This window comes from Brevefilum fermentans, assembly GCF_900184705.1.
GTDB lineage: Bacteria > Chloroflexota > Anaerolineae > Anaerolineales > Anaerolineaceae > Brevifilum > Brevifilum fermentans.
Window position 1 is genome coordinate 307,594 of sequence record NZ_LT859958.1, and the last position, 26,395, is coordinate 333,988.

At 55.2% G+C, this 26,395-nt stretch carries 22 protein-coding genes and 2 tRNA genes; 16 read left to right on the forward strand and 8 right to left on the reverse strand.

What is annotated here, in order from left to right:
- The first annotated feature begins 2 nt into the window (after positions 1-2).
- From CFX1CAM_RS01355 to CFX1CAM_RS01375, 5 genes are all read left to right on the forward strand, one after another.
- Positions 3-350 (forward strand): hypothetical protein, encoded by a 348-nt coding sequence (locus CFX1CAM_RS01355; RefSeq protein WP_087861285.1) that lies wholly within the window; start codon positions 3-5, stop codon positions 348-350.
- Between the two features lie 39 nt (positions 351-389).
- Positions 390-746 (forward strand): carboxymuconolactone decarboxylase family protein, encoded by a 357-nt coding sequence (locus CFX1CAM_RS01360; RefSeq protein ID WP_087861286.1) that lies wholly within the window; start codon positions 390-392, stop codon positions 744-746.
- A gap of 206 nt (positions 747-952) precedes the next feature.
- On the forward strand, positions 953-2,071 hold the full coding sequence (locus CFX1CAM_RS01365; protein ID WP_087861287.1) for a M24 family metallopeptidase: 1,119 nt from the start codon (positions 953-955) through the stop codon (positions 2,069-2,071).
- Between the two features lie 10 nt (positions 2,072-2,081).
- On the forward strand, positions 2,082-3,251 hold the full coding sequence (locus tag CFX1CAM_RS01370; RefSeq protein ID WP_087861288.1) for an MFS transporter: 1,170 nt from the start codon (positions 2,082-2,084) through the stop codon (positions 3,249-3,251).
- A complete protein-coding gene (locus CFX1CAM_RS01375) occupies positions 3,241-3,882 on the forward strand; it encodes an MBL fold metallo-hydrolase (RefSeq protein WP_087861289.1) in 642 nt (213 codons plus the stop codon). The genes CFX1CAM_RS01370 and CFX1CAM_RS01375 overlap by 11 nt, the downstream gene beginning before the upstream one ends.
- A gap of 2,248 nt (positions 3,883-6,130) precedes the next feature.
- Here CFX1CAM_RS01375 and rny read toward each other — a convergent pair.
- Together rny and CFX1CAM_RS01390 are read right to left on the reverse strand one after the other, a co-directional pair.
- Entirely contained in the window at positions 6,131-7,669 is a 1,539-nt protein-coding gene (rny, locus tag CFX1CAM_RS01385) for a ribonuclease Y (RefSeq protein WP_087861291.1), read from the reverse strand.
- An 11-nt stretch (positions 7,670-7,680) separates the two neighbouring features.
- Entirely contained in the window at positions 7,681-8,340 is a 660-nt protein-coding gene (locus tag CFX1CAM_RS01390) for a regulatory protein RecX (RefSeq protein WP_087861292.1), read from the reverse strand.
- Between the two features lie 594 nt (positions 8,341-8,934).
- On the opposite strand from CFX1CAM_RS01390, the gene CFX1CAM_RS01395 reads away from it, so the two are divergent.
- The 9 genes from CFX1CAM_RS01395 (at position 8,935) to CFX1CAM_RS01435 (ending at position 19,530) form a co-directional block, all read left to right on the forward strand.
- Entirely contained in the window at positions 8,935-9,393 is a 459-nt protein-coding gene (locus tag CFX1CAM_RS01395; RefSeq protein ID WP_087861293.1) for a hypothetical protein, read from the forward strand.
- Positions 9,394-9,483: 90 nt separating this feature from the next.
- Complete coding sequence (locus tag CFX1CAM_RS01400) at positions 9,484-9,684, forward strand: hypothetical protein (protein WP_087861294.1); 201 nt, start codon at positions 9,484-9,486, stop codon at positions 9,682-9,684.
- A gap of 26 nt (positions 9,685-9,710) precedes the next feature.
- Entirely contained in the window at positions 9,711-10,634 is a 924-nt protein-coding gene (locus CFX1CAM_RS01405) for a ribonuclease Z (protein WP_087861295.1), read from the forward strand.
- A gap of 53 nt (positions 10,635-10,687) precedes the next feature.
- Positions 10,688-11,581 carry a homocysteine S-methyltransferase family protein gene (locus CFX1CAM_RS01410; RefSeq protein ID WP_087861296.1) on the forward strand — a complete coding sequence of 298 codons (894 nt, stop codon included), beginning with the start codon at positions 10,688-10,690 and terminating at the stop codon, positions 11,579-11,581.
- A 12-nt stretch (positions 11,582-11,593) separates the two neighbouring features.
- A complete protein-coding gene (locus CFX1CAM_RS01415; protein ID WP_173745447.1) occupies positions 11,594-12,241 on the forward strand; it encodes a Maf family protein in 648 nt (215 codons plus the stop codon).
- A 10-nt stretch (positions 12,242-12,251) separates the two neighbouring features.
- Positions 12,252-14,456: a penicillin-binding transpeptidase domain-containing protein gene (locus tag CFX1CAM_RS01420; protein WP_087861297.1), complete on the forward strand. Its 2,205-nt coding sequence runs from the start codon at positions 12,252-12,254 to the stop codon at positions 14,454-14,456.
- Positions 14,457-14,522: 66 nt separating this feature from the next.
- Positions 14,523-16,811: a penicillin-binding transpeptidase domain-containing protein gene (locus CFX1CAM_RS01425; RefSeq protein WP_087861298.1), complete on the forward strand. Its 2,289-nt coding sequence runs from the start codon at positions 14,523-14,525 to the stop codon at positions 16,809-16,811.
- A complete protein-coding gene (rsgA, locus tag CFX1CAM_RS01430; protein WP_087861299.1) occupies positions 16,808-17,776 on the forward strand; it encodes a ribosome small subunit-dependent GTPase A in 969 nt (322 codons plus the stop codon). Before CFX1CAM_RS01425 ends, rsgA begins: the two co-directional genes overlap by 4 nt.
- The gene (locus CFX1CAM_RS01435; protein ID WP_087861300.1) at positions 17,776-19,530 is read left to right on the forward strand and encodes an ABC transporter substrate-binding protein; all 1,755 of its coding nucleotides are present in this window, start codon (positions 17,776-17,778) and stop codon (positions 19,528-19,530) included. Before rsgA ends, CFX1CAM_RS01435 begins: the two co-directional genes overlap by 1 nt.
- A gap of 47 nt (positions 19,531-19,577) precedes the next feature.
- On the opposite strand, the gene CFX1CAM_RS01440 is transcribed toward CFX1CAM_RS01435, so the two are convergent.
- From CFX1CAM_RS01440 to CFX1CAM_RS01450, 3 genes are all read right to left on the reverse strand, one after another.
- Positions 19,578-19,650, reverse strand: a tRNA-Ala gene (locus CFX1CAM_RS01440).
- A gap of 46 nt (positions 19,651-19,696) precedes the next feature.
- A tRNA-Ala gene (locus CFX1CAM_RS01445) sits at positions 19,697-19,769 on the reverse strand.
- Between the two features lie 49 nt (positions 19,770-19,818).
- Positions 19,819-20,553, reverse strand: a complete 735-nt coding sequence (locus CFX1CAM_RS01450; protein ID WP_087861301.1) for a PIG-L deacetylase family protein — start codon at positions 20,551-20,553, stop codon at positions 19,819-19,821.
- A 165-nt stretch (positions 20,554-20,718) separates the two neighbouring features.
- Here CFX1CAM_RS01450 and CFX1CAM_RS01460 point away from each other — a divergent pair, with 165 nt between their 5' ends.
- Entirely contained in the window at positions 20,719-21,993 is a 1,275-nt protein-coding gene (locus CFX1CAM_RS01460) for a nucleotide sugar dehydrogenase (protein ID WP_087861303.1), read from the forward strand.
- A gap of 233 nt (positions 21,994-22,226) precedes the next feature.
- Positions 22,227-22,994, forward strand: coding sequence for an ADP-ribosylglycohydrolase family protein (locus CFX1CAM_RS01465; RefSeq protein WP_087861304.1), 768 nt, complete (start codon positions 22,227-22,229; stop codon positions 22,992-22,994).
- Positions 22,995-23,165: 171 nt separating this feature from the next.
- Here the strand turns inward: CFX1CAM_RS01465 and CFX1CAM_RS01470 are convergent, their stop codons facing one another.
- The 3 genes from CFX1CAM_RS01470 to eno all read right to left on the reverse strand — a co-directional run bounded on the left by CFX1CAM_RS01470 (position 23,166) and on the right by eno (position 26,391).
- On the reverse strand, positions 23,166-23,852 hold the full coding sequence (locus CFX1CAM_RS01470) for a uracil-DNA glycosylase (protein ID WP_087861305.1): 687 nt from the start codon (positions 23,850-23,852) through the stop codon (positions 23,166-23,168).
- A gap of 116 nt (positions 23,853-23,968) precedes the next feature.
- Positions 23,969-24,937 carry a hypothetical protein gene (locus CFX1CAM_RS01475; protein ID WP_087861306.1) on the reverse strand — a complete coding sequence of 323 codons (969 nt, stop codon included), beginning with the start codon at positions 24,935-24,937 and terminating at the stop codon, positions 23,969-23,971.
- A gap of 164 nt (positions 24,938-25,101) precedes the next feature.
- Positions 25,102-26,391 (reverse strand): phosphopyruvate hydratase, encoded by a 1,290-nt coding sequence (eno, locus tag CFX1CAM_RS01480; protein ID WP_087861307.1) that lies wholly within the window; start codon positions 26,389-26,391, stop codon positions 25,102-25,104.
- Positions 26,392-26,395 lie beyond the last annotated feature (4 nt).

Below are 26,395 nucleotides of genomic sequence, written 5' to 3' on the forward strand. Positions count from 1 at the left end.
GCATGTCAGATCATTTTGAGAATGGAAATGGATCGTTTTGGGGACCGCGTTTGATGTGGACCCTGGTAGCGATGATTGTGATCATCATCGGACTCGCTGTGCTGGCGTTACGCAGCCCGATTTCGAAACCGACTGGAGAACGAACCGTGGTGCTGACACCGGAGGCAACCCCAGTGGTGGGAGACCTGGAGAATTCTTCTGATACAGGGGTCCTCATCCTGTCTGCCGAAGATTTCCTGGACCCTGAAGAAATTGGTCACACAGGAGAGATTATCTTCTGGGGCACGATCCTGCTCTTAATCCTGGTCGCAGCGACCTTGCGTGAGACGATCCTGCGCAAGAAAAGATAAAGCGTTTCGAGTATAAATTATTCCTGTGAGGTGATTGATATGGTAGACCGCCTGGAAGAATTCCAGAATTATCGTCAAAAAATGAACACGCGCATTACCGAGATTAACCACTTGGGAATCAAGCGGTTTTTCAACCTGGACACTCGTGCTTATGAAGACGGCGTTTTGAGCAGGAAAGAAAAAGAGTTGTTAGGCTTGGTGGCTTCCATGGTGCTGCGTTGCAATGATTGTATCGATTATCACATTTTGCAGTGTGTGGATACGGGTTGGAGCGACGAAGAACTTTACGAGGCGTTTAATGTCAGCCTGGTGGTGGGTGGAAGCATTGTCATTCCACATTTACGCCACGCTGTGGAGACCCTGGACCTTTACCGGGCGCAAAAGCTTTTAGAGTGATTTGCTGGTCAATGCATCAAGAGAAACAGGCTGTCAACAAAGGCAGCCTTTTTTGTTGCCATGAAATCTGGCATTGAAATTGAAAGGTTGTGTGCCCTGCTGAGATATTTTTACAGGAGAGCAAAACAGGTAGGTAGCTGTAATGGGGGACCACCACCCATCCATCGGTTATAATAATCCCGATAGCTAACGAAGGAGGCAGGATCATGCAGGAACGAATCAACAAATTAATTAAGTTAATGGCCGAATTTACAATGCCCGGAATCGCATTGAACCCCGGCCCCACGCTGAATTACCTGACGGGTTTGAATTTTCACCTGATGGAGCGACCAACCGTGCTCTTGATCACCGCTGGAGGGCAAACTGCCCTGGTCTTGCCCGCTCTGGAAACGGGAAAACTGGCAGACATCCCGATTAAAATCGAGGCGTTCACCTACAGCGATGACCCCGAGACCCGACCGGAGGCCTTTTTCCGCGCGGCTGACTACCTTGGCCTGGGCAGCACAGATCTGGGAGTGGAAGCTACCCGCATGCGTTACCTCGAGATGATGTACCTGGGAGATGTGTTAGGTGAAGCAGGTTTTCTCGATGCTAGCGCCTGCCTGGCAGGTTTGCGCATGACAAAGGATGAAACCGAGATCAAGAAAATGCACCAGGCAGCCATCATCGCCCAGGACGCGTTGTTAGAGACGTTGAAAGGCATCAAAGCAGGGATGACCGAAAAGGAAGTGGCAAACCAGTTGATCATTCAATTGCTGCGTGCCGGGTCGGGTCCTGAACTGTCCTTTTCCCCGATCGTGGCTTTTGGGGAGAATAGCGCTAACCCGCACAGCACTCCCTCCGATAGGAGGTTGAAAGAAGGCGATCTGCTGCTGGTGGATTGGGGCGCCAGTTACGAGGGGTACCTCTCTGACATTACCCGCGCCTTTACCTTTGGCGAGGTGGACCCCGAACTGTTGAAAATTGGCGAGATCGTGTTGCGCGCCAACCAGGCGGGTCGGGCTGCCGGGCGTGCTGGGATTGAAGCGGGTTCCGTTGACCGAGCATCGCGGGCAGTGATTGAGGAGGCGGGGTATGGCGAAGCCTTTACCCACCGCACCGGGCATGGCTTGGGGATGGAAGCGCATGAGGAGCCGTATATTTTTGAAAATAATGCGCTCGTCCTGGAACCTGGAATGACCTTTACCGTGGAACCCGGGATTTACCTGGCGGGCAAGGGTGGGGTGCGCATCGAGGATAACGTGGTGGTCACTGAAACCGGGCTCGAGACCCTGACCGACCTCCCGCGCCAGGTGCTTCCATTGGAAAGTTTCATGGGACTGTGATCTGTTCAGCATGACGCGTGATCTTAAAATCATCTCTGCCTCGATGTTGTTGTGGGGCATCGGCGAGGGCATGTTTTTAATTTTCCAGCCCCTGTACATTCAAGAACTGGGCGCTGATCCAATCTTGATTGGAGCTATCCTGGGGGTGAACGGCCTGGTGATGAGCCTGTCGCAAATCCCTTCCGGGTACCTGGCAGACAAACTCGGGCGTAGACCGCTGATGTGGTTCTCCTGGATTTCGGGATTGGTCGCCACCTGGGTGATGGCTTTTGCCCCTTCGTTAGGCGCCTTTGTGGTCGGTTTGATCCTGTATGGCGTCACCTCTTCGGTGATGGCGCCGCTCAATACCTATATTCAGGGAGCGCGCGGCAATTGGTCGGTTGGGCGAGCAGTCAGTTTTGTCACTGCCGCTTTCAACGTTGGTGGAATTATAGGACCAATCTTCGGTGGAATGGTTGCAGAACACTTTGGTTTACGCTCGGTTTATTTTGCCGCCGGCGCATTGTTTGCCCTATCAACGTTGATCATCTTATTTGTCCAGAAACAACCCGTCGAGAAGCTGACCAGCGTGGAGGGTGAAGTGCACCTGCTGAAGAACAGGCGCTTTTTGACCATGCTGGGGGTGATTGCCCTGGTGCTGATCGCAATGACGCTTCCCCAACCCCTGACGGCAAACTTCCTGCAAAATCAGCGCGGGATGCACTTTGGACGCATCGGGCAGCTGGGTTCATTGGCTTCCCTCGGCAGTGTTTTGATGACACTGGGCTTTGGTCACCTGCCTGCAAGTTTAGCCCTTTTGATCAGCCAGGGAGGATTGATGCTGTTTTCCGCATTAATTTGGGGCGGTGGGCGCTTTTTGTGGTACGGGTTGGGGTTTTTATTTTTGGGTGGTCATCGGCTGGGCCGGGCGATGGCCGTTGCGCTGGTTCAACCCCTGGTTCGCGAAGGCGAGGTTGGCCTGGCTTTTGGGATGGTTGAAACGTTGAATGCCCTGTCGATGATGGCAGCCCCGGTTCTGGCTGGCTTTTTGTATGATTGGAATCCCGTTTCGATTTACCCGGTCAGCCTGCTGGTACTGACGCTGACTTTTTTACTGAGCCTGCGCTATTTTAACGGCAATCGGCATGGTGCATCATCAGATTCAGCACGGGCTGAGAAGGAGATTTGCAATGACACTTGAAATCATCCGCCTGACGTTAGGACCCCTTTCGAACAATGTTTACCTTCTGGGAGACCCTGCCCGGGGCGATGCGGTGGTGATCGACCCCAGTTTTGAGGCGCAGGCTCTGCTTGAGTGCGCAGAATCCCTGGGCTGGACCCTGCGGGGGATCTGGCTGACTCACAGCCATTTTGATCATATTGCCGGTGCTGGCGAGATCGCCGGGGTTTTTTCGCCCCCACTCCCGGTGGGCTTGCATCCCGAAGACCAGGTCTGGTATCAACAGGAAGGCGGTGCGAGACAGTTTGGCATGTCGATCCCGCCGTTGCCGGCGGTGAAACAGCCTCTTACCCACGGCATGCGCCTGGGCTTGGGCGATGATTCGCCGCCGGTGGCTGAGGTGCGCCATGCGCCCGGTCACAGCCCCGGGCATGTTGTCTTTTATGTTGAAAGCCTGGGTGCTTTGTTTTGTGGCGATGTAATTTTTTACCAGGGCATTGGGCGTACCGACCTGCCCGGAGGAAATCTGGAAACACTGCTGGAAAGCATCCGAACACAGGTGTTTTCGCTACCCGATGAAACCCGCTTGCTGCCCGGTCATGGGCCGGAAAGCACGGTCGGCTTCGAACGGGCGAACAACCCCTTTTTGTGAACAGCGGGGTAAGCAGCTGGAGGGGAGGACGAAATTAAAACCAAGCCCCCCGGGGTTTGTGTTGGATTTCTTTCTACCACTCATAAAAACCCCGGGGGACTGACGCAACAAGCCAAAATTAAAACCAAGACCTCCGGGGTTCATGTTGGATTTTTTTCTACCCATTTTAAAAACCCCGGGGGTCTGATGAAACAAGCCAAAATTAAAACCACAAGACCCCCGGGGTTTGTGGTGGAGGGGGACTGACGTAACAAGCCAAAAATAAAACCAAGCCTTCCGGGGTTTGTGTTGGATTTCTTCCTTCCCACTCATAAAAACCCCGGGGGTCTGGCGAAAGAAACATAATTAAAACCAAGCCCCCCGGGGATTTATATTGAATTTCTTCCTAAACACGCATAAAAACCCCGGGGGTCTGGCGAAACAATCCTTACGAAGGTGGAGGATGGTTTGGCAGGCGGATGATGGTAGGAAATTAAAACTAAGACCCCCGGGGTTTATGTTGGATTTTCCCTACCACTCATAAAAACCCCGGGGGTCTGGCAAAACAAGCCAAAAATTAAAACCTTAAGACCCCCGGGGTTTATATTGCAGGGGGTCTGGCGCAGCAAGCCGAAATTAAAACCAAGCCCCCCAGGGTTTAAGTTGGATTTTTTCTTACTGCTCATAAAAACCCCGTGGGTCTGACGCAACAAACCAAAATTAAAACCACAAGACCCCCGGGGTTTATATTGGAGAGGGTCTGACGCAACAAACCAAAATTATAACCACAAGACCCCCGGGGTTTAAGTTGGATTTTTTCTTACTGCTCATAAAAACCCCGGGGGTCTTACTTAACAAACCAAAATAAAAACCACAAGACCCCCGGGGTTTAAGTTGGATTTTTCTCTACCACTCATAAAAACCCCGTGGGTCTGGCGAAGCAAGCCAAAAATAAAACCTTAAGACCCCCGGGGTTTATATTGGAGGGGGTCTGATGCAACAAACCAATATTAAAAACAAGACCCCCGGGGTTTATGTTGGAGGGAGTCTGACGCAACAAACCAATATTAAAACCAAGCCCCCGGGGTTTATGGTGGAGGGGGTCTGGCGCAACAAACAAATTAAACCAAGACCCCCGGGGTTTAAGTTGGTTTTTTCTCTACCGCTCATAAAAACCCCGGGGGTCTGGCGAAAGAAACATAATTAAAACCAAGCCCCCCGGGGATTTATATTGAATTTCTTCCTAAACACGCATAAAACCCCCGGGGGTTTGGCGAAACAAACCCTCCGCAGGTGGAGGGTAGGTTGGCAGGCGGATGATAGGACAAAATTATAATAAAAACCCCCGGGGTTTATATTGGAGGGGGTCTGACGCAACAAACCAAAATTAAAACAAAGCCCCCCGGGGTTTGTGTTGGATTTCTTCCTTCCCACTCATAAAAACCCCGGGGGTCTGACGTAATAAACCAAAATTAAAACCAAGACCCCCGGGGTTTAAATTGGATTTTTCCTTACTGCTCATAAAAACCCCGGGGGTCTGACTTAACAAACCAAAATTAAAACCACAAGACCCCCGGGGATTATGCTGGATTTTTCCTTACTGCTCATAAAAACCCCGGAGGTCTGGCGAAACAAGCATAATTGAAACCAAGCCCCCGGAGTTTGTGTTAGTGGGGGTATGGTGAAACAAACATAATTAAAACCAAGACCCCCGGGGTTTATGTTGGATTTTCCCTACCACTCATAAAAAACCCCGGGGGATTGACGCAACAAACCAAAATTAAAACCAAGACCCCCGGGGTTTATGTTGGATTTTTTCTTATGCTCATAAAAACCCCGGGGGTCTGACTTAACAAACCAAAATTAAAACCACAAGACCCCCGGGGTTTATGTTGGAGAGGGTCTGACGCAACAAACCAAAATTATAACCACAAGACCCCCGGGGTTTAAGTTGGATTTTTTCTTACTGCTCATAAAAACCCCGGGGGTCTGACTTAACAAACCAAAATTAAAACCACAAGACCCCCGGGGTTTATTTTAGAGTGGGGTCTGGTGCAACAAGCAAATTTAACCAAGACCCCCGGGGTTTATGTTGGAGGGGGTCTGACTTAACAAGCCAAAATTAAAACCAAGCCCCCGGGGTTTGTGTTGGAGGGGGTCTGACGCAACAAACCAATATTAAAACCAAGCCCCCCGGGGTTTGTTTTGCAGCGATATCCCATTAAAAATAAAAGCTGTCCCCTGGACAGCTTTTTTGGTTTTCTCAAACTTATTTTGCGTATTCGGTAGCCCGGCTCTCGCGAATCACGGTAACCCGGATTTGCCCGGGGTACTGCATGGTCTCTTCGATTTGCTGGGCGATATTTTTCGCCATGCGGTTGGCTTCAACATCATCAATCTCTTCAGGTTTGACGATGATGCGAACTTCGCGCCCGGCCTGGATGGCAAAACTGCGCTCGACGCCCTTGTAATTGTTGGCGATGGTCTCCAGCGCCCGCAATCGTTTGATATATTGTTCTAAATCCTCGCGCCGAGCGCCGGGTCGAGCGCCAGAGATGGCGTCGGCTGCTTCTGCAATCACGGCTTCGACCGACTCTTGCTCAGCTTCGTGGTGGTGTGAGGCGATGATGTTGACGACCTTGGGGTTGACCCCGTAGCGGGCGGCAAACTCAGCGCCGATCTGGGCGTGGGTGCCCTCGGTGTTGTGGTCCATGGCTTTGCCCAGGTCGTGCAGCAGTGCGCCGGCTTTGGCTACATCGACATTCGCGCCCAGTTCTGCAGCGATCACACTGGCAATTTTGGAGGTCTCAACGGCGTGTGCAAGCTGGTTCTGCCCATAGGAGGTGCGGAACTTGAGGCGCCCCAGCTTCTTCAGGATTTCGACGTGCAGACCGGCGACGCCGGCATCATAGACTGCCTGTTCGCCGGCTTCTAAGATGTCTTCGTCCATGCGCTCAGTTTCTTCTTTGACGATCTTTTCGATATTAGCCGGGTGGATACGCCCGTCAAGCACCAGGCGCTGCAGGGAACGCCGGGCAATCTCGCGCCGAACCGAATCGAAACAGGAGACGGTAACCGTCTCAGGTGTGTCATCCACAATCACGTCAACGCCTGAAATCTGCTCAAAGGTGCGGATATTGCGCCCGTTGCGACCAACAATACGTCCTTTCATCTCCTCATTGGGTAAGTTGACCAGCGAAGTGGTCACTTCAGCGACCTTTTCGGAGGCGACGCGCTGGATGGCATCTGCGATCAACTCGCGGGCACGCGTATTGCCCTTCTCGCGAGCTTCGCTTTCGATCTGGCGGATGATGCGAGCCATATCGGCGCGGGCTTCCTTTTCAGTTTCTTCCAGGAGGATCTCACGAGCTTCATCGCGGGTCATCTCTGAGACTCGCTGCAATTCTTCCATGATATCTTCATAAAGCTTATCGATTTCATTGGCGCGTTTATCAATACTGGATTGACGTTTGTTTAGCCGGAGTTCGCGTTCCTCGTATTTCTCAAGGCGCACATCCAACTCCTCGCGGCGTTTTTGCAGGCGGTCATCCTCTCTGCTGAGTTCAGCCCGGCGGCGGTTGAGCTCATCTTCGGATTTTTGGGTAATCTTCAGCGCATTGGCTTTGGCTTCAATTTCAACCTCACGCGCCTTTTCTTTGGCTTCGCTGATGATATGATCTGCCTTCAGGTTTTGCGCCTTGCGCCTGGCGTCGACCATGGATTGATTGATCAAAAAGCCTGCTACACCCCCCAATGCGATCGCGCCCACCACCAGGCCAATTAATATTAATGTACTTATTGTTGTCATCATTGCTCCATTTATTCCATTTCATCACAGCGCTCCGATTCTGGAAGTGCGACGGCCTCCCAAAGGCGATCTATGGCGTTCCTGACGGTCGTATGGTGGAAACCACGGCGGCTTAAATATCCACCGACTTTCTTGCTGAAATCAGGCTTGGTTTCCTGCCTGCATTGTTGTGCTTTTTTCAAACCAGCCTTAAAAGCCATACGATCTTCGTCACCCGCATAATTCTCGAGCGCTTGGGTAATTGTGTTATCTGCAATGCCCTTGAGCCTTAATTCGTAGGCTAACAGCCGTTTGCTGCGCGGCCGGAAGGCGTTTCGGTTTTCAATCCATTGGCGTGCAAAATCAAGATCGTTTAACCAATTTTTCTCGATCAGTCTTTGAAGCGTGACCTCAACCAGTGCATCGCTGAATCCCTTTTCTTGCAGACGGAGGCGTGTTTCTTCCACCGATCGGGGACGATGGTTGATGAAAGCCAGTGCTTTTTGGAAGGCGATCTCATACGAATCTTCCTCAAGCAACCGATCGATATCTGCACTGGTGAGCTTCTGACCCGGTGATAACCAGGCTGCCACAAAGCGGGAGAGACCAAAGGCGTATTCACCATCGAGGTAGATACTCACCCTCTGCTGGTTGTGCTTTTGCACTTTGATCGATGTAATTTCCCGTTCCATTGCGCCACTCTTAAACCAAAAACAGCCGTAATTTGCCCATGGTGGCTACGGCCGTCTTATCAGTGAGGCTTCCTGGCTGGCTATGGTTGTGTTAAGGATAGGTGTTACTTACGGTTTCGTCTAACCCTTATCTGAATTTCTATGGTCGTCCCTGGGGACTGATGTGTCAATAAAAACCATATCTATCCTTAACGGTATGCTTGACTCAAATCTTGACGAAGGCAAGGGCAGGATACCATTACGCCATTGCTGATCATTTCAAAACCGACGTCATCATCAACAATTTGCCAGGCAGGTTGCCGGCGAAAAACTTCGTGCGGTTCTCTTAGATATCTCGGTCGTAGCCGCCAAATATTCGGGCGGCAGATGAACATTTTTTATTTAATGTCATAAGTCCGAAGACTTATTTCTTTAAAAGTAATTATACAATAAAAACGCGATTAATGAAGACCCTGTGCCCAATATTGGTCGATCAAATTAATCGCATGCGGATTGCAGGGGCTGAATGCCCCTATTCCATAAAAGGGGTTTCCTTCGCGGACCCCAGAAGCTTTTGTTTGGGTTAATGACGCAATTCATGTTAAAATGAAGGCTATGATTGCACAAACATCCACAAAAATTACTGAATCAAAAACAAGCGGAAGTTATGCCCGCCATCGTCGGCAAAAGATCTGGCAAATCATTCTGCCTGTTGGCTTAGGCGCTGTACTGATCCTTGCAGCCCTTGGAATGGTGATTTACACAGCTGTTCGCACGCCTGCAGGTGAATCTGTTTCACAATGGGCAGATGTCTCGATGATCTGGTTGATCATACCAGCCTTGTTTATTGCCCTGGTGATAGCGGCGGTCCTGTTTACGATGGTGTGGTTGCTCACTCGATTGTTGAAAATTTTACCGCAGTACACCTCGGCAGCTCAGTATTATGTCGGTATTGCCGTCGAGAACATCCGCAGCGGGGCAGACAAAATGGCAATGCCCTTCATTGCTGGCAAAGGCTTTGTCGCCATGGCGTCTGAGCTGCTGAACAGGCTTGTTGGCAGGCGCCGCTCTTGAAACGGCAGCCCGGAAAAGGTGAAAACACCTGAATCGCCCATTGATGCAAAGGTTCAGGCATTTCGAAATTAGCATGGAAGGAAATGGATTATGGAAAACAACTGGAAGGCGAAGACGATTGTCACAGGCGTTGTGATTGGCGCTGTGGCAGGCGCCATTTCTGCAATTCTGTTGATCAAGAAGGCGGAGATCGAACAGACAGCCCCCAAATTAACAGCCGGTGAGGGCATTCAGGTTGGGCTGGGATTGCTGGGCTTGCTGCGCATGATTGCCGGGCTGGGTACTGAGTAAAATTTTTTTGCTGGTAGATACTGCTATTGTTTGAAATTTTATTTCTGGGTACCTCTGCCTCGGCGCCTTCAGCACACCGCGGACTATCTTCATTATTAATTCAGCACGAAGAGTTCCGCTTCCTGGTGGATTGCGGTGAGGGGACACAGCGCCAGATTTTAACGGCTGGTGTTGGCTTTAAACGGCTGAATCAGATTCTGTTGACCCATGGACACCTGGATCATATCCTGGGGCTGGGCGGGCTGGTATCCACCTTTTTACGCTGGGATGTCATTGAGGAGATTGAGATCTTCGGCACACGGCACACCCTTGACCGCGTGCACGATCTGATTTTTGGCGTGGTCTTACGGGGTTACCAGGGCAAACCTCCGGTGATTTTACACGAGATCAAGCCGGGAACCTTCTGGGAAGCAGAACGGTTCACGATTACAGCCTTTCCCGTGGAACACCGCGGCTCTCACTCGCTGGGTTACCGCTTTGAAGAGCGCATCCGGCGGCCTTTCCTGGTCGAAGCGGCCGAGAGCCTGGAAATCCCCCCCGGGCCCTGGCGGCGCGACCTAGTCAATGGGCAGACGGTAACTCTGCCCGACGGACGCGTGATTGAACCCGACCAGGTGCTGGGTGAGCCTATCAAGGGCACCAGCCTGGCTGTAGTGGGTGATACGGGCAATGCTGAAAAATTACTCCCCTATGTTCAGGGGGTTGATGCCCTGGTGATTGAAGCGACTTACATTGAAAGCGAAGCCGACCTGGCTGAACAGTTTGATCACCTGACGGCTGCCAGGGCGGCCGGGTTGGCAGCCCGGGCACAGGTTGGGCGCCTGTTCCTGACGCACCTTTCCAGGCGTTATCGGAGACGCGATATTCTCAACGAAGCCCAGGAAATCTTCCCGAATGTCCATGTGGCGCGTGACTTTGACAGTTTTCAAATTCGCAGGGAAGATGATTAAACCTGCTCTTGCCAACCTGCCCGGGTGGTTTACCCGGATTGACGGAGAATTTGATGACAAAAAAAGCCTTCCTTGAACGCATCGCTGCCGGCGAGGTGCTTGTTTCAGATGGGGCTACCGGCACCAATTTACAGCAAAAGGGCTTACCGGTGGGTGCAGCAGCAGAGCTGTGGGTGCTGCAGAACCCGCATGCAATCCGTGCGCTTAACCTTGCTTTCATCCAGAGCGGGTCAGACATCCTGTTGACCTGTACCTTTAGCGCCACGCGGCGCAGGTTGAAGGCAATGGGACTGGAAGCGCACTTCGAAGAGATCAATTGCACAGCGGTTGAAATCTCCCGCAAAGCGGCATCCGCTCACGAAGTCCTGGTGGCGGGATCCATCGGTCCATTGGGTGAGCTGCTGGAACCTCTGGGCGAGATGACGGTTGAGGAGGCAGAGGCAAATTTCAGAGAACAGGCGGAATTGTTGTGCCGAGGGGGCGTGGACCTGATCGTGGTGGAGACACAATTTGATCTTAATGAAGCTCGCGCGGCGCTTCGTGCGGTGCGAACTGTTGACCCGGCGATCCCGCTGGTGTGCTCCTTCAGTTACGACCGGGGAGTTCGCACCATGATGGGCGTTAAGCCAGAGGATATGGCTGCTGAGATCGGCGCGATGGATGTAGATTTGCTGGGCATCAATTGCGGGCGCAGCCTGGAGGATAACCTGGAAGTATTAACCCGGCTGCGGACAGCCACGGAAAAACCGCTGTGGTTCAAACCCAATGCCGGTTTGCCCGAAGTCGACCAGGACGGCAAGGCAATCTATGCCGTGTCGCCGTCGGAGATGTCCGTTCTGGTCCCGAGTTGGGTGACTGCAGGCGCGCAGGTGATTGGCGGTTGCTGTGGCACCAGCCCCGAGCACCTGGCGGCGATTGCCCTTGAAATCCATGCGTTGGACCATTGATTCGGTTTTCTAATGTGTGAATTGATCCTTGCCTCTAATTCCCCTCGCAGAATCGAGCTATTGGGCTTGATCGGCTTGCCATTCACCGTTAACCCGGCTGATATTGATGAAGGGCTGGGCATCGGTGAAACCCCGCAGGCGTATGTGCGTCGCCTGGCGCTTGCTAAAGCCCACAATATTGCGCAGAACCAGCCCGGGCTGGTGATTGCAGCCGACACCATCGTGGTTGATGGTGAAACGCTGTTGGGGAAACCTGCCAACCCGGCGGACGCGCGCAGGATGCTGCAGCAATTGCGCGGCCGTGACCACCAGGTCTTTACTGCCATTGCGATCCTGGCACCGCATCGCTTGCAGAGTTTCTCTGCTGTCTGTGTTACCGACGTCCCCATGCGCGCCTATACCGACGCTGAAATCGATGCTTATGTGTCCACGGGCGACCCGCTGGACAAGGCCGGCGCTTACGGTATTCAAAATGTCGCCTTTCACCCGGTGGAGGGCTTGCAAGGCTGTTTTGCCTCTGTGATGGGCTTGCCGCTGTGTCACCTGGCGGTGGGTTTGGGCACCTTTGGCGTGGATGTGACCCGGGGACTGCCCACGCGCTGCCAGGCATATTTGAATTACCGCTGCCCGGTCTACCGTGCGATCCTGAACAGTCCGTGAGGGTGATACTGTGAAAGTTCGAGCCCGGTTTTTACTCATCTTTGCCTGTTTGGTCCTCGTTGCAACGACCTTAATGGCCGGGTGCCTGGGTATGGGCGGCGATTGGACCGGACAGCCTATCTGGAGCGGGAAGGGCGATGTGACTTCTGCTGCCACCGTCCAGCACGTCCTGGAAGGCTTTTTGACGGACTGGGCGGTTGAGGATTACCCCGCGATGTATGCCCGCCTGACCCGATTGAGCCGCGATGCCATTACGCTGGAAGAGTTTACCCGCATCTATGAAAATTTTGCCCAGACCCTGACGCTGGAAAGCATCCAGACCCAGGTGCTTTCTACACTGGCGGAGGCCAACCATGCTGAGGCAGCCTACCGGGTGGCGTACTACACCCGCCTGTTTGGAATCCTCAGCCGGGACACAGTGGCAACCCTGACCCGCGAACCGGACGGCTGGCGCATACAATGGGAAACCGGCATGCTTCTGCCTGATTTGCGCGGCGGTAATCGGTTGGATTTTGTCTCTCAACTGCCCTCACGCGGGCGGATTTTTGACCGATCTGGTGCACCGCTGGCGGCTTATGAAAACGCGCTCGCCATTGGGGTTGTTCCGGGGGAAATCCTCCCCGAGCAGGCGCCGGATTTGTTTGCAGCCCTGGCGGAAATCAGTATTTACAGCTCTGATTCCCTGGGCAGGCTGGTTGAATCCACACCCGATGACTGGTACCTGCCTGTGGTTTCGCTGTCACAGGCGGCTGCAGTTCCGTACCTGGAGCACCTGCAGTCATTCTACGGGGTGCGGATCAGTGAGTTTCGTTCACGTTTCTACCTGGATGGCGGGGTGGCACCCCATGCCCTGGGGTATATGTTGTATATTCCCGAAGAACTGCTGGACGATTATTTGCGGCGGGGCTACCGTCAGGACGAACGCATTGGCGCTTATGGTTTGGAAGCCGCCTTCGAGGCGGAGCTGGCTGGCGTACACGGTGGCTCTGTGTATGTCAAAAGCACCAGTGGACAGATTGTTTCGCTGCTGGCGACCAGTGAACCTTCTCCCGGGCTGTCCATCACCACCACGCTGGATAAAACCCTGCAAACGCACCTGCAAACCTCCCTGGGCAACCTGCGCGCAGCCGTGGTGGTGATCGAAGTGGATAGCGGTCGGGTGTTGGCGCTGGTCTCCAACCCGCACTTCAACCCCAACGCCTTTGACCTGACTGAGATTGACCACAGCATGCTGGAATCCTATTTCAGCGACCCGGCGCAGCCTCTGTTTAATCGCGCCACCCAGGGGCAGTACCCGTTGGGCTCGATTTTCAAGGTTATCAGCATGTCTGCGGCGCTGGAATCCGGGTTATACCGCCCGGACTCGCGATTTTTCTGCGGTCAATCGATGTGGGTGTGTAACAGCGTCACGCTTTACGACTGGACTATCAATTACGGGCTCGCTAGCGGTGATCTATCCCTGGTGGAGGGGCTGATGCGCTCGTGCAATCCCTGGTTTTACCGTATCGGTGAGAGCCTGTACAACAACGACCAGGACGGATTTCTGTCGGAGATGGCTTACAGCTTCGGCCTGGGGGCGCTGACCGGCATCGAGATCGCCGAGGCGCCAGGCAACATCCCCCCGGTGGCGGGATCCTGCTTGAACAGCGCCCAGATTTCAATCGGGCAGGGTGAGGTGCTGGTCACGCCGCTGCAGGTGGCAGCCTTTTTTGCCGCCCTGGCTAACGGCGGCACCCTGTACCGACCGGCGCTGGTTGAAAGCCTGAGCACGGTGACCGGCGAGAAGACCTACACCTTTACGCCCGATCTACAAGGGGAGTTGCCCATTTCGGAGAAGACCCTGGCAGCGCTGGCTGAAGGATTGCGCATGGTGGTGGAAGAGCAACGCGGTACCGCCTACGGGACCCTGCAGGGTCTGGAAATCCCGGTTTCGGGAAAAACCGGCACAGCGGAAACGCCCAGCGGGACATCGCACGCCTGGTTTGCCGGTTACACCCGGGTCAACGACCCCGATCGCCCCGATATCGCCGTGGTGGTCCTGCTGGAGAACGCCGGTGAGGGCTCTGTGATGGCGGCGCCGGTTTTTCGCCGGGCAGTGACGCTATATTTCTCTGATGGCGAAGATCCCGGCGGCATCATGCCGTGGGAGAGTGAACCCTATGTGCTTTACCAACCTGAACCAGAACCTGCGGATGAATCCACAACCGGGGAGTGACACAGTATAATCAATGATCGTTAAGAACCGGGTACCGGGCAACCCCGGCGCCCATCGGAGTTCGGTATGAGAAGTTTAAAAATTGCGATCATTTTACTTTTACTGGCGGCAATCATCGGCTGTACGCCGGGCGGAGAAGTTTTGGAAGTTGAAGAAACCCCGGAACCAACGCTCACGCTTCCGGCTCCCCAGGTGTTTATCACCCCAGCCCCGGATGTCAACGCTGCCGTTGACGCGTTTATGGAAGCCTGGCGAGTTGACGATTACAGCGGCATGTACCGCCAACTTTCGGAGGGCAGCCGGGCTGCGTTGACGGAGGAAGATTTTATTGCCCGCTATAACCAGACTGCCATCGCACTGACGCTGCTGTTTGACAACGGCATCACTTACCAGGTGCTTTCCCGCACGACGGAACCCAATTCTGCCGTAGCCAGCCTGCAGGTGAATTACAACACCAACCTCTTTGGTACCCTGACCCGCCAGCTGGAAATTCCGTTGGTGCGCGAGGGTGATGGCTGGCGGGTGGAATGGCATGATGGATTGATCATGCCCGAGCTGGCTGGGGGCAACCAGCTGGAGATTGTGCGCCAATCCACCCCGCGCGGCGCGATCTACGCCAGCAACGGAGCGCCGCTGGCTGCCCAGGCGGATGCGGTGGCGATCGGCTTCACCCCTGGAAACCTTAACGACAGCCTGATGAGCCTGTTTTACAACACCATGGCCAGCCTGACCATTTACCAGGTTGATGAGATCCGGGAGATGCTGGAGGCGGCTCATCCCCTTGACTACGTCTCATTAGGCGAAGCGACCCAGGCTGAGATCAACGCTCACCTGAGCGCTCTTTCCAGCCTGACCGGCGTGTATCTGACCAGTTATTCTTCCCGGTTTTACTTTGACGGCGGGCTGGCGCCTCAAACGGTGGGGCATCTTTCGTATATCTCCAGTGAAGATTTGGATCGCTACCTGCGGATGGGATATTCTCCCAACGAGCGCTTTGGCGCCACCGGGCTGGAACTGGCTTTCGAGGACGTGCTTGCGGGAGAGCGTGGCGCCACCCTGTACCTGAAGGATGCCAACGGGCAGATTCTCTCCAAGCTGGGAGAGCGCCCAGCCTCTCCGGGGCAATCGATCACAACCACCATTGAGCCGGGCTTACAGTATCGCCTGCAGCAATCGTTGGGCGATTTTCGCGGCGCCATCGTGGTGATCGAAGTAGACACCGGGCGGGTGCGGGCGATCGTCTCCAATCCACAGTTTGACCCTAACCTGTTTGACATCAACAACCAGAACTTCGTCTATGCCCAGAACCCGTATAACGTGCCGAACGACCCGGTCTTCAATCGAGCTACCAATGGGCAATACCCCCTGGGCTCGGTGTTTAAGATTGTTAGCATGGCAGCTGCACTGGAAACGGGCACTTTTGGCGAATACGACCAGATTTATTGTGACCATTCCATTGTGGCCTGCGGCAATGTGCTGACGGATTGGACGCTGGAAAAAGATGTTCCGCCCAGCGGAACTTTAACGCTGCCCGAGGGTTTAATGCGCTCGTGCAACCCGTGGTTTTACGTCATCGGCGAGGAACTGATGGCGGCGGGGCGCCCCGATGCGCTGATCGACATGGCGCTGGGATTTGGGCTGGGGGTGCCGACGGGCGTGGAGGTAGCCGAACAGCCCGGCAATATCCCCGCCCAGGTGACCACCTGTGAACAGAACGTTCAGCTTGCAATCGGCCAGGGCGAGATGACCGTCACGCCTTTGCAGGTGGCGGCTTTTATCGCCGCGGTGGCTAACGGGGGCACGCTGTATCGCCCATCGTTGATCGACGCCATCGGTCCCGAGGAGGGCACACCGACACTGACTTTTACCCCCGAAGAAACCGGCAGCCTGCCTGTTTCAGATGTGAATCTGACCATTATCCAGACCGCGATGCGTGAAGTGATCACCAATGCCCGCGGTACTGCCCACAGACAGTTGGCTACCATGCGCTACCGACCCTATGGAAAAACCGGCACCGCGCAAAACCCCTTTGGGATTTCGCATGCCTGGTTTGCCGGCTACTCGCAGGTCAACAACCCCGACCGACCCGATATCGCCGTGGTGGTGCTGTTGGAGAACGCCGGCGAGGGCTCGGAGATGGCTGCGCCGGTCTTCCGACGGGCGATTTCGCTGTATTTCTCGGGCAATACCGATATCGGCTGGGTGCTCCCCTGGGAGGCTTACCCCTATGTGGTGGCTTCGCCGACGCCCTACCCCACCAATACGCCTGTTCCGACCAACACGCCTTTTCCAACCGAAACGCCCGTCCCCACCGAGACGCCTATCGGGGGAGATGTTGATGAACCGGAAGAATGACCCCCCTGGCTAAAACCCTGGACGGCCTGGTGATCCGCGCCCAATCTGGTTTCCTGGTGGTGCGCACCGATGCTGGTGATTACACCAGCCGCCTGCGCGGTCGCCTGAAGAAGGGCGAGCAGGAAGGAGACCGGGTGGCTGTGGGCGACCGTGTGACGATCACCCCCCATAAGGACGGGAGCGGCGTGATCGAAAATGTGCACGAGCGCACAGCCGAGCTGGCACGGGTGCGCACGGGGCTGAAGCGCGAGTACCGCCAGATTTTACTGGCTAATCCCGATCAGATTGTAATTGTGTTTGCCTGTGCTCAACCCGAGCCCAGCCTGCGTATGCTGGACCGCTTCCTGGTGATCGCTGAAAAGCAGCAGGTGGAGGCGCTGATCGTGGCGAACAAGGTTGACCTGGTGAGCCGAGCAACTGCCCGGGCGACCTTTGATCTGTACGCCAACCTCGGCTACCCCCTGGTGTTTACCTCTGCCCGGACGGGTGAAGGCTTGGACGAGCTGGGCGGCGCCTTAAAAGGAAAACTGTCCGCCCTCACCGGTCCCTCGGGCGTGGGTAAATCGAGCCTGCTGAACGCCATCCAGCCGAATTTAGGCTTGCAGGTGCGCGAAGTCAGCGATGCGACCTCGAAGGGACGCCACACAACCCGCGTGCGCCAGCTATTTCCGCTGGATTTGGGCGGTTATGTGGCTGATACCCCCGGCATCCGCTCGTTAGCCCTGTGGGATACCGAACCCGAGGAACTGGACGCCTATTTTGTGGAGATGCGGGAGCTGGTGGCTGATTGCCAGTTTTCGGATTGCACCCACACCCATGAACCGGGTTGTGCTGTGCTGGCAGCGGTGGAGGCGGGCCGGGTGGCTCCCCAGCGCTATCAGTCTTACCTGCGCCTGCGCTTTGGCGACGAAACTGATGAATGGATTGAAGACGAAGACCAGGATGACCTCGAAAGGACGTGTTGATGAAAAAAGCCCTCATCCTTACCGTAGCGCTGATCCTGATGCTGGCTGCCTGTAAGCCACAGGTGGTGGAGACGCCCCCGTCGGAGACGGTTGACCTTAGCCTCCCGGTGGAGCCCAGCGCAGCCCCCGAACCCACGCCGACGGAAACGCCGCCTGTGACCCTGACGGTGTGCACCGCCAGCCTGCCAGAGACGCTCTCCCCCTTCGGCGGTCCGTTGACCCCCGCCAGAGAGCGTTTGAATGCGCTGTTGTACCCCCCGGCTTACACCCTGGGCAATGTATGGCTGGAGCCGGTGCCGATTCGGCGCGGGCAGATGCTGGTTGACGCGCGTGGTGAGCTGGTGATGGCTGCCGAGGGGGTGAACGTACGCCCCAGCGGTTGTCGCGAGAATGCCTGTTCCATCACCTGGAACGGGCTGGACCCGCTGGAGATGGACCGCATGGTGGTGGACTTTAGCCTGCACGCAGGGTTGACCTGGAGCGACGGCGCCCCGCTGATCCCAGCCGACGCCGTCCTCAGCTACACCCTGGCGAGTGACCCGTCCTCGCCGGTTTACGGCTGGGCTGAGGCGCGCACCGAGAGTTTCAACGCCCGGGATGCGATCAGCCTGAGCTGGCGCGGCCTGCCGGGATTCACCTCCGCCGAGCTGGAGCGCTTTTTCTGGACTCCGCTGCCATCACATCGATTTGACTCCGTCCCGGACTTCAGCGCCGTCGCTGCGGAAACCTCCAGTTACGGACCCTTTTCCCTGGCTGAGCGTGGCGAACACGAACTGCTGTTGACCCGCAACCCCGGCTATCCTTCACCTGCAGAGACCCTGCCGGGTGTTGATCAGGTCGTACTGCGGGCCCTTGAGGGCGGCGCTGTGGCGGCGTGGGAGGCGCTGCAGACGGGAACCTGCGATGCGCTGGACGCTTCTTTCAACCTGGTCGAGGCGCCCGAAGTATTGGCTGCCATCCAGTCGGAGCCGGGTTACGAGGTGCGGGTTGAAACGGACGGTCCACCAACGCAACTGGTGTTCGGCATCCGCCCGGCGGAATACGACACGATTAACAACCCTGTGTTTGCCGAGCGCAAGGATTTCTTTGCCGACTCGCGCACGCGCCTGGCGCTAACACAGTGCATCGACATCGAAGCCCTAGCCGCACAGACCGGTTCGGCGCCTGTCCTGCAGGCTGGGCTGTCCTATGATCCGGTAGCGGGTGCAACCCTGCTGGAGACTGTCGGTTGGGTGGATCACGATGGTGACCCGCTTACGCCGCGAGTCTCGCAGAACGTGCCGGGTGTCTTCAACTCCACCCCGCTGTCGTTGACGCTGCTGGCGGGTCCCTCGCCCTTCCACCAGGACCTGGCTGCGGGGATCGCCGAAATGTTGGGGATCTGCGGCGTAGGCCTGCAGGTGCACACATTGAGCCTGCCCGAGCTGTACGCACCTGGCCCGGAGGGTCCGCTGTTTGGACGCGCGTTTGACCTGACCTTGCTCGCCTGGCAGCGACCGCCCGGTGGAGATTGTGCGCTGTACGCCAGTTGGGCGATACCGAATACAACCAACGGTTGGATCGGCACGAATATTGCCGGTTTTTCCGATGCTGGATACGATGCATTGTGCAGTGCGGCACTTCTGGCGACGCCGGAGGAGGTCGACACGCGTCGGGAATCTGCGCAAGCCGCGTTTGCCGAACTGCTGCCGGCGGTGATGCTGGTGACGCCGGTGCGTGTGGAAGTGTGGAAGATTGATGCGGGTGGCTGGTAGAAAAGAAGACCGAAAACAAAAAGCGCCCATTTTGGACGCTTTTCTTGTGGACCCAGAGGGATTCGAACCCTCGACCTCCTCAATGCCATTGAGGCGCGCTCCCAGCTACGCTATGGGCCCTCAGGTACCCCGTGCCCCTTTACCGCTGGTTTCCGGGGCACCGCAGTGGACCTGGAGGGATTTGAACCCTCGACCTCCTCAGTGCGATTGAGGCGCGCTCCCAACTGCGCTACAGGCCCATCTTTCAGGGTGAAAAAGATTTTACCCCCCTGTATGGGGACTGTCAAGCTAAGTTTTTCGCCACAAGCGTCCACCGCCGCCTGCCAGGTAGTTGCGCAGTGCCAGGAGCGTTTCATCGTCATTGCGCCAGAAGGAGGAAAGCTGTGACTTGTAGCACAACACAGCCTCCTGCCAGGCGCGCAGGGCGTCTTCACCCAGGTCGTAGGGGATATATTTTAATTCCCCATCCTTTAACAGGGGATTTTCAAAATGGTTGATCACATAGGGGTAATCGGCATAGTATGCATCAACGCCGCCAATCTGCTTACCGACGTTAACGACCAGCCGGTGATCAACGTGACCGCCCAGGCCCATCGGCATTACCAGGGATGCTCTTTGCGGCAATTCAGCAGTTAACGCCGTGCTGATTTCCGCAACCAGGTCTGCCTCGGGTAAGCTATTAAACAGAGTAAAAAAGTCCTTCACGAGCGGTTCGCCGCTTGCCGGGTCACGGCGATAGATGGCATCGAGCCAGTCAAAGTGGCGCAGTTCTGCCCCCAGGACAGCGCAGGCAGCCCGGTCCTCTTCTCTCCGGGCGAGGATCGCATCCACGCCCGAGATGCCCCAGGTTGCGTGCAACTCCTGTGCAAGCTCCGAGTAAAGTACATCCAGCGGCAAGCCCGTCAACAGCGTCCAGATTTCAACCCGATGGCCTTGACGGGTGAGGTCCCAAACCAACCCGCCGCAGGAGAGGGTGACATCATCCAAATGAGGGGAAATAAAAATGGTATGTTGTGTGTTCATCTTTCCATTGTATCAAAAATCCCAAGGGATTCAACTGAGATTTTTGAACTTTGGTATGCCTGTCGTAAAACACTTTTTTCGTTGGACAACCCAAGCCCTACGCAATAATTGGGGTAAAATTCTCTTGATACTGCCAGAAACGACCGTTTTCAAAGAAAGAAACTTATGAAATTTTCAACCTTATGTGTGATTGGAATGGGCTACATCGGTTTGCCCTACGCCAGCGTATTTGCCAGCAAGGGGGTACGCGTGACGGGCATGGACACCAACACCGCCATCATCGAAGGGTTGCAGGCGGGAAAATCGCACATCGTTGAGCCGGGACTACAAGAGCTGGTGGTGAAGGTTTTGGCGAGCGGTCACCTGACAATCTCAACAGAGGTTGTTTCTGCCGATGCCTTTATCATTGCAGTGCCGACACCCTTCGATACTGATAAGCGGGCGGATCTGCGGGCGGTGATCGCCGCCAGCCAGTCCATCGTTCCGCATCTGCGGCGGGGCAACCTGGTGATTCTGGAATCAACCTCTCCGCCGCGCACTACAACAGACGTCGTCACACCGATTTTAGAAAAAAGCGGTCTCAAAGCCGGGGAGGACTTCCTGCTGGCTTATTCGCCGGAGCGAGTGCTACCGGGACGCATCCTGCAGGAACTGGTGGAAAATCCCCGCGTGATTGGCGGGATTGACCGCTCTTCAGCGGAAGCTGGGCGTGATCTCTACCAGATATTCGTGCAGGGTGAGATCATCCTGACCGACGCCACCACAGCCGAGATGGTCAAGCTGATGGAAAACACCTTCCGCGATATCAACATCGCGATCGCCAACGAATTTTCTCGCCTGGCAGACGCCTTCAACGTGGATATCTGGGAGGCAATCAGCATCGCCAACCTGCACCCGCGGGTGCAGATCCTGCGTCCTGGCGTGGGTGTGGGCGGACACTGCATCGATGTGGATCCCTGGTTCCTGGTGGAAGCCGCGCCGGAGCGCGCCCCGTTGATCAGGGCAGCCCGGAGTGTGAACGACGGTCAACCAGCATTTTTAGCCGAAAACATCGCCAGGGTCGTCGGGGGTTTGGAGGGGAAAACCATCGCCTTTTTGGGTCTGGCTTTTAAGCCAAACGTGGACGATGTGCGCGAGAGCCCGGCGGCTGAACTGGTCCGGCTCCTGGTGTCCGCCGGAGCCCGGGTGCTGGCTTACGAACCTTTAAAGCCCGCGGCTAACCTGCAGGGCATTGAACAGGTGGAGCATTTGGAGGATGCCTTATCCGGGGCTCACCTGGTGGTTCTGGGCGTGGCACATGAGGTTTTCAAAGCGCTGGACCCTGCAGAATTGCGGTTAAAAACGAAGGCAGAATGGGTGTATGATGCGGTAAACGCCTGGGACAAGCACGCCTGGGAAGCCGCCGGGTTCAAGTTTCATGGCTTGGCGCGCAGGAATTAATGTTAAAAATGTGTTGGGCACAGTTCGTTACCCAATTAGTTTGACGAAAAATGTTACCAAAGTAAAATTATTAGCTCAAATGATAATGTTAATTTAAATCAGATCAACCCATCATCAAAAATTGATTGCTCAAATTCCCTTTCAAGGTATCTTTTCAACACCTTCTTTTCATCTTCAACAATCCGATTATAATTTCCCTATCACATAAATCAGCCCCAAAGCAAGGAGGTCTCATGCTCGGTGCACTTATTGGTGACCTGGTCGGTTCAGTTTATGAATGGAGAAATATCAAAAGCACTCAATTTGAATTTCTGAAACCCGAATGCTTCTTTACGGATGATTCGGTGCTCACCGTGGCGACAGCCAGCGCGCTGCTCACCGGCACAGGCTACACTGAGGCGTATCAGGATTTCGCCCGGCGCTACCCCGGACGGGGATACGGCGGCTACTTTTCCAATTGGATATACTCCGATAACCCTCAGCCCTACAATAGCTGGGGCAATGGCTCGGCGATGCGGGTCAGCCCGGTGGGGTTTGCCTTCAACACCGTCGATGAGGTCTTGGCAGAGGCAGAGGCAAGCGCCGTGGTGACCCACAACCACCCCGAGGGGATCAAGGGCGCCCAGGCGACCGCACTGGCTGTCCTGCTTGCCCGGCAGAAGACTCCCCTGGAAGAAATTCGGGCAGCGATTACCAACTACTGCGGTTATGACCTGTTGCGCAGGTTGGACGAGATCCGTCCGGGCTATACCTTCGACGTCTCCTGCCAGGGTTCCGTGCCCGAGGCGATCACCGCTTTTCTCGAATCGACGGGATTTGAAGACGCCATCCGCAAGGCGATCTCCATCGGTGGGGATAGCGACACCATCGCCTGCATCACTGGCGGGATCGCCGAGGCTTATTACGGCGTCCCCAATGACATTGCCCAGAAGGCTTATCCTTATTTGCCGCGTGAATTTCTTGACGTGATCGAAGCGTTTTATAAGCGTTATGGGAAGTAGGAATCAGGGATCAGGAAATAGGAATCAGGGATCAGGGATCAGGAAATAGGGGTTAGGGATCAGGAAAAAGTTGCTTTTGATGTGCAGTTGAAATACGGGACAGCTCAAGATGATCGTATTATCGAAATATGGGGAAGAAATGACCTGTAATACTTCCGCAGTACATCATTCCTAATCCCCAATCCCTAAACGCCTCACATTTTCCCACACCTCAGCAAACATCGCTTCAGTCAACCTGCCGGTGAGGGTGTTCTGCTGGCTGGGGTGATAGGATGCCAGCAGCCAGGGCAGACCGTCGCCCAGCCGGTAAAAGGCGTTATGCCCGAAGACCGGTTTGTGGTCCGGGTGCTCCTCGCTGCGATGCATGCGCACGAGGGTATCAAAAGCCACCTTCCCCAGGGCGACGAAGCCCTCCGCATGAGTCAGCAGGTTGATTTCAGCCTGCAGCCAGGGCAGGCAATTTTTAATTTCTTCAGCAGTGGGTTTGTTCTGGGGCGGCACACAGCGGCACACCGCGGTGATAAACACGTCCTGTAACGCCAGTCCGTCGTCTCGCTGGCTGGATTCGGTTTGGTTGGCAAACCCCGCGCGGTGCAAAGCCGCATAAAGAAATTTGCCGCTGGCGTCGCCGGTGAACATGCGCCCGGTGCGGTTGGAGCCATGTGCGCCGGGAGCCAGTCCCACCACAATGATTCTGGCGTCAGAGTCCCCAAAGCCGGGCACCGGTTTGCCCCAGTAGGTCTGGTCCTGGTAGGCTTTGCGCTTGATGCGAGCCACTTCTTCGCGCCAGGCGACCAGGCGCGGACACTTCCGACAGGTGATGATTTCTTGTTCCAGGGCTTGAAGAGATGCAGACATGGGTCTATTGTACTGGAATTATGAAAAATGATCCCACTTCGCGCAGCATTCTCTGTGCCCTCATGGTCTTACGAAGGTTTGGGTTCCACAAAAAGCCGAAAAGCGTGTGACGATTTTCAGGGAATGACACCCGGTGGAATTAAAAAGGATTCCATCATCGCATCCAGGTGCGTCAGGTCCGGGGTGAAAGCGTCAGCGGGCTGGGTGAGCATGCCCGCCTCCACTTCGGCGATGTAAATTTCAAAATATTCTGAAAACGCCGACCAGCCTTCTGCCGGTTCGATTAACCCATCGTCCACAAACCACAGATGGGCAATCGGCATGGTGGCCGAGAGGAAGTAGGCGCCGTCATCCGTCAGCCCGATAAAAGCATAAAAAGCGCTATCATTGCTGATCGGCACGGCAGCCTGACCATACTGGGTGATGAAGCGCACGCCCTTCCCATTCTGAAAATCCAGGTATTTAATCTGAGCGCGCATCATCTGCGCCGCATTGAAAATGGGCACAAAGGGGATGCTACCGGTTGGATGGAGGTCGCCGCTGTTCAGCAAAGCTTGCAGTTCAATGACCATGTTTTGGATATAAGGATTCAGAGCCATATACCCCTGAACGGGATAGATTCGAACGGCAGGACGGTGGTATACGTTGGAAACCGGGTACCCGGTTAAAATTATTTCGATCATATCGGGGTGACTGTCCATAGCGGGTGGATCACCACCCTCCGGCCGAAACTCAGGAATCAGGCTCTGTGAAAAGCCGTTGCTATACACCTTCGGGTAGCAGAATTCAACACCGAAAGCTATTCCGGGAAGCATCTCCTGAGAGCAGGCAAAAAATTCCGGGGTGGGTTCTACCGTGAGGGTTGCTGGCGGCGGTTCCGGCTCCAACGTCTCCGTTGGGGGCAGGGGTGTTGGTTCGGCTGGCTCCAGCGTCTCCGTTGGGGGCAGGGGCGTTGGTTCGACAACTGTGATCGCCACAGTGGGTTCAGGGGGTGGGGTTTCCAGGACTGGTGCCCATGGGATGTTGCAAGCCAGGGTGGCGAGAAAAAGGGCAACTAACACCAAGAAATACAAACGGGGTTTCATCTTTACTCCTACGAGCAGGTCGATAAAATCGGTTGTTATAAAGCCTTTGCTCACTATTGATTAAACAGCGAAACCCGGGATTTGTCAACGCCTATTTAAAAAACCACAAGAGGCGCCTTGTCGGGCGCCTCTTTGAGTGAATTAACAGGTCAAGCTGCTGCAGATTAGTGTTTTAAGGCATTCCAGCCGGCATACCGGGCTGTGCTGCCCAGCTCTGCTTCAATGCGCAGCAGTTCATTGTACTTGGCTACCCGGTCAGAACGAGCAGGGGCGCCGGTTTTAATCTGACCGGTATTCATCGCCACCGCCAGGTCGGCAATTGTGGCGTCTTCCGTCTCACCCGAGCGGTGAGAGACGACCGCAGTCCAGCCGTGGTGCTGGCACAGGGTCATGGCTTCCATGGCTTCCGTCAGCGTGCCGATCTGGTTGATCTTCACCAGCAATGAATTACAGGCTTTTTCAGAAATCGCTCGCTTGACCCGGGATGCATTGGTCACCAGCAAGTCATCGCCCACGATTTGAATACGATCACCGGCTACTTCAGTCATCAGCTTCCAACCCTCCCAGTCGTCCTGGGCAAGCCCGTCTTCAATGGACACGATCGGATATTTTTTGATCCAATCCATCCAGAAGCCAACCATTTCCTGGCTGGACAGTTTGAGGTTTTCCGTGCGCAAGAAGTAAATCCCTTCTTTTTCATCATAAAATTCAGAGGCTGCCGGGTCGAGGGCAATCGCCACCTGTTCGCCTGGTCGATAGCCTGCCTTTTCGATGGCTTCTAAAATGATTTCAACGGCTTCTTCGTTGGTCCTGACTGCCGGGGCATATCCGCCCTCATCGCCGATCAAACCGCTATAACCTTTTTTATTGATGACGTTTCTCAAGGAGTGGTAAATATCCGCACCCCAACGCAAGCCTTCGGCAAAGCTGGGCGCACCGAGGGGCATCACCATGAACTCCTGTGCATCGGTGGTTTCCCAACCGGTATGCAATCCTCCATTGAGGATGTTCATCATCGGCACTGGCAGGGTGTGAGCGTATGTCCCGCCCAGGTAACGATACAGCGGCATGCCCACGGCGCTTGCAGCTGCCTTTGCCACGGCCAGGCTGGTGCCCATGATCGCATTGGCGCCCAGGACGCTCTTGCTGGGCGTCCCATCCAGCGCCAGCATGATCATATCGATCGCCATTTGCTCAACAGCGTCCATCCCGACCAACGCCTCTGCAATGCGGGTATTGACATTATTCACAGCCTGGGTGACGCCCTTGCCCAGATAGCGCTGTGGGTCTCCATCGCGCAGTTCAAGCGCTTCATGCGTGCCGGTCGATACACCGGAGGGCACGATCGCTCGACCCCAACTGCCATCCCCAAGAACAACTTCCACTTCCACAGTGGGATTGCCTCGAGAGTCGAGTACTTCAATTGCTTTGACTGAAATTATCATTGTATCCATTATC